This window comes from Daejeonella sp., assembly GCF_044348475.1.
In the GTDB taxonomy this organism is placed as follows: domain Bacteria; phylum Bacteroidota; class Bacteroidia; order Sphingobacteriales; family Sphingobacteriaceae; genus Daejeonella.
Genome location: NZ_JBIKSU010000126.1, coordinates 1 through 4411, shown reverse-complemented (window position 1 = coordinate 4411; position 4411 = coordinate 1). Strand labels below are relative to the sequence as shown.

Below are 4411 nucleotides of genomic sequence, written 5' to 3'. Positions count from 1 at the left end.
TTCTAATTTCTTTAACGCGGCAACATGCGCCTTTGCAAGGTCAACTACATGGATATAATCTCGGATACAAGTACCATCGATCGTATCGTAATCATCACCAAAAACAATGATATTACCCCTTTTACCAATTGCAGCTTGTGTAATGAAAGGAACCAAATTCTGAGGAACACCAATGGGAAGCTCACCGATCAATGCCGAAGAATGAGCCCCTACCGGATTAAAATAACGAAGTGCAATTACCTTAAAGTTTTGGTTTACCCGAGCAGTTTCACTTAAAATCTCTTCAGCAATCTGCTTCGTATTTCCGTAGGTTGATTCGGCTTTTTTTACTGCGGCCAGCTCATTTACAGGCAGGCTATCCGGCTCTCCATAAACAGTACAGCTCGAAGAAAAAACAATATTCATCTTTCGATCAGAAGCAGCCAAAAGTAGATTGACAAGTGAGTAAATATTATTTTTATAATACTTTAAAGGTTCTTTTTCTGATTCACCAACACTTTTAAATGCTGCGAAATGTACTATCCCTTCTATATCCGGGTGCGTATCCAGAAATTGACGAGTTAACTTTTCATCGCACAGATCAAAATTAAAGAAATCGGGCTTTTTGCCAGTAATCTTCATGATTTGATCAATGATTTGAGGGCTTGAATTAGAAAGATTGTCGACAATTACTGGAACATAGCCAGCATTGATCAATTCAACAACGGTATGCGAGCCTATATAACCTGTACCACCTGTGACTAAAATTTTCTTTCCGGGCATTATTTAGTATTGTAATATGTAAAATCTTTATGCTTTATTTCATGCTCTGGCAGTGATTTAAAGTAATCATAAGTGATCTTTAAACCTTCTGCCCGGTTAACTTTAGGCTCCCAGGAAAGTATTTTTCTGGCTTTAGTAATATCGGGCCTCCGTTGTTTAGGATCGTCGGTAGGCAGAGGGTTATAAATCATTTTTTGCTTTGTTCCTGTGAGTTTGATGATCTCTTCACCAAATTCTTTTATAGTGATTTCATCAGGATTGCCAATATTTACAGGCATGGAATAATCTGAGAATAGCAAGCGATAAATTCCTTCAACCAGATCATCAACATAACAGAATGAACGGGTTTGAGAGCCATCACCAAACACGGTTAGGTCTTCACCTCTTAAGGCTTGACCAATAAATGCAGGCAATACCCTGCCATCATTCAGGCGCATCCGCGGGCCATAAGTATTGAATATTCTGACAATTCGAGTCTCTAAACCGTGAAATGTATGATAAGCCATGGTCATTGCTTCCTGAAAACGCTTGGCTTCATCATAAACTCCTCGTGGTCCTACGGGGTTAACATTGCCCCAATACTCTTCAGGTTGAGGGTTTACGGTTGGATCACCATAAACCTCAGAAGTTGAAGCAATCAGAATCCTAGATTTCTTAGACCGTGCTAAACCCAGCAGATTATGAATACCAAGAGAACCAACCTTTAGGGTTTGTATTGGAATTTTAAGATAATCGATAGGGCTTGCTGGAGAGGCGAAGTGAAGAATATAATCGAGGTTACCTGCTACATAAACAAATTTAGATACGTCATGATTATAGAATTCAAAATTCTCAAGGGGAAATAAATGTTCAATATTACGGAGATCGCCGGTAATCAGATTGTCCATGCCAATCACATGAAAACCTTCCTTAATAAACCGGTCGGATAAGTGTGAGCCAAGAAATCCGGCTGCTCCTGTTATTAAAATACGTTTTCTTGGGATCATATGCTGATGGTTTTTCTACCTATACTGTTATAATAATAGCCACTGTCAATCATTTTTTGCAAATCATATAAGTTCCGGCCATCAAAAATAACTTTACTTTTCAAAAGTGACCCAACCCTATCAAAATCAGGAGTTCTGAAAACCGACCACTCTGTTACAATTACAAGTGCATCTGCATCTTTCAAAATATCATACTGATTCTCTCCATAGTGAATTTTATCACCCACAACCTTTTTTACATTGCTTATTGCCTCGGGATCAAATGCGCTTATGACCGCACCGTCTTTGAGTAACTCTTCTATAATGTAAAGAGCAGGAGCTTCGCGGATATCATCTGTTTCAGGTTTAAATGCAAGACCCCAAATAGCAATTTTCTTTCCTTTAAGCTGCCCGCCATAGTACTTCCTCATTTTCTCAACCAATACCTTCCTCTGGATATCATTGACTTCCATGACAGATTCGAGAATTTTAAAATCATACTTGTTCTCTCTGGCTGAATGCGCTAAAGCCTGAACATCTTTGGGAAAGCAGCTGCCTCCATACCCTACACCAGGAAATAAAAAGCGCTTCCCAATACGGTCATCAGAGCCTATTCCTTTTCTAACGGCGTCTACATCAGCCCCAACAAGCTCACACAGATTCGCAATTTCATTCATAAAGGTAATTTTTGTGGCTAGGAATGAATTTGCCGCATATTTAGTTAGTTCTGATGAACGGGCATCCATGAATATAATTGGATTTCCCTGTCTTACATATGGGCCATACAACTCGGCCATTAGCTTTTGTGCTCTAACACTTTCTGTACCTACAACAACACGATCTGGTTTCATAAAATCTTCAACTGCAACCCCTTCGCGCAGAAATTCAGGATTTGAAACTACATCAACCTCAACTGAGGTATTGTCTTTGAAAACCTTAATCACTTTATCTGCCGTACCAACTGGTACAGTTGATTTGGTAACTATGACCTTATATTCTGTAATCAATTTTGCAATATCTTTAGCAGCGCCTAAAACATAACTGAGATCTGCTGCTCCATCGCCATTTGGCGGTGTAGGCAAGGCTAAATAAATGATCTGTGCATCTGAAATGGCATCTGCTAGATTGGTAGTAAATTTCAACCTTCCCTGGTCAATGTTTCTATGAAAAAGCAAATCTAGGCCGGGTTCATATATGGGCAATTTAAATGCCTGCATCATTTTTACCTTTTCCTCATTAACATCGACACAGGTAACTGTATTTCCTGTTTCTGCCAGGCATGTACCCGTTACCAAACCAACATATCCTGTACCTACAACTGCAATTTTCATACGTATTTTTTGTTTGTTATGCCCATGAATTTATGTCCGGCACCAGATTGGAAGACCTCCATTACCCATTTTGTTTTTAAATTGAGTTTTACAGCCATTGAATAGATAAACTGCTGTTTCTCTCATCTAAAACAGAGCGACAAAAATAAAAAATTAAATATTAACTTCGATGAAGAATTAATTTAATTAAAAAATGCTTTTTTTATACAATGCTGGAATCTGCTTTTATACCCTACTGATCACACTTGTATCACTCAAAAATAAAAAAGCTGCCCAGTGGTTAAATGGACGAAAAGGAATTCTAGAACGAATTGAAAGTAGTATTGATAAAAATAAACGATACGCCTGGTTTCATTTTGCTTCATTAGGCGAGTTTGAACAAGGCAGATCCGTTTTGGAAAAACTAAAGGCTGATTATCCAGGCACATCTATAGTTATAACTTTCTTTTCGCCATCAGGATACGAGATCAGAAAAAACTACGCTTTAGCTGATCATGTTTTTTACCTACCCATAGATACTAGAAACAATGCCAGGAAGTTTGTAAGCCTGATAAACCCCACGATTGCTGTTTTTACAAAATATGAATACTGGTACCACTATTTTGAAGCACTCCATGATCATAAAACCCCTCATTACATCATATCAGGAATATTCAGGAAGGATCAGGCGTTTTTTAAATGGTACGGGAGTTTACATCGCAAAATGTTAGGCTGGGTTTCACATGTATTTGTTCAGAATAAAGAAAGTAGAGAACTATTAGGGCAGATTGGCATTAAGCAAGTAACGGTAAGCGGTGACACCCGATTCGACCGGGTAGAGTTTAATGCAAAAAACCCGATTCAAATTAAGGTTGTTGAAGAATTCTGTGGAAGCGCACCTGTTTTTATTGGTGGAAGCACTTGGCCAGACGATGAAAAGATAATTTTAAATTTAGTACTGACTTATCCGGATTGGAAATTTATTATTGCTCCTCATGAAGTAAATACTGCCCGGATCGAGGGTATTGAGAAACAATTTCCAAACTCAGTTAAATTATCATCGATTCAAAAGCAGGATATTGAAACACAAACTAATGAAATTCCACAAGTTTTAATCATTGATAACATTGGATTACTTTCTTCTATTTATCAATATGGGCATATAGCTTATGTAGGAGGAGGATTTGGAGTGGGCATCCATAATACACTTGAAGCTGCAGCATTTGGCTTACCCCTTATTTTTGGGCCAAATTATTCAACATTTTTAGAAGCAGTTGAACTAATCAAAAATGGATCTGCATTTTCAGTAAATGACTCAAAAGAATTAAATGCCCAAATGGAAATACTTTCAAAGGAGAGCAACCGTATAAAAAG

Annotated in this window: 4 protein-coding genes; 1 reads left to right on the top strand and 3 read right to left on the bottom strand. The window is 38.0% G+C overall.

The genetic code is table 11. The annotated features are described in order from the left end of the window. The 3 genes from galE to ACIQZ6_RS12085 all read right to left on the bottom strand — a co-directional run. Window positions 1-762 (bottom strand): UDP-glucose 4-epimerase GalE (gene galE, locus ACIQZ6_RS12095; RefSeq protein ID WP_395811448.1); only part of this gene is annotated, 762 nt, incomplete at its 3' end. Continuing rightward, window positions 762-1745: a UDP-glucuronic acid decarboxylase family protein gene (locus ACIQZ6_RS12090; RefSeq protein ID WP_395811450.1), complete on the bottom strand. Its 984-nt coding sequence runs from the start codon at window positions 1743-1745 to the stop codon at window positions 762-764. The genes galE and ACIQZ6_RS12090, both read right to left, overlap by 1 nt. Beyond that, window positions 1745-3058: a UDP-glucose dehydrogenase family protein gene (locus ACIQZ6_RS12085; protein WP_395811446.1), complete on the bottom strand. Its 1314-nt coding sequence runs from the start codon at window positions 3056-3058 to the stop codon at window positions 1745-1747. Before ACIQZ6_RS12085 ends, ACIQZ6_RS12090 begins: the two co-directional genes overlap by 1 nt. Before the next feature lie 193 nt (window positions 3059-3251). On the opposite strand from ACIQZ6_RS12085, the gene ACIQZ6_RS12080 reads away from it, so the two are divergent. Next, on the top strand, window positions 3252-4411 hold a 1160-nt coding region (locus ACIQZ6_RS12080), incomplete at its 3' end, for a 3-deoxy-D-manno-octulosonic acid transferase (protein WP_395811444.1).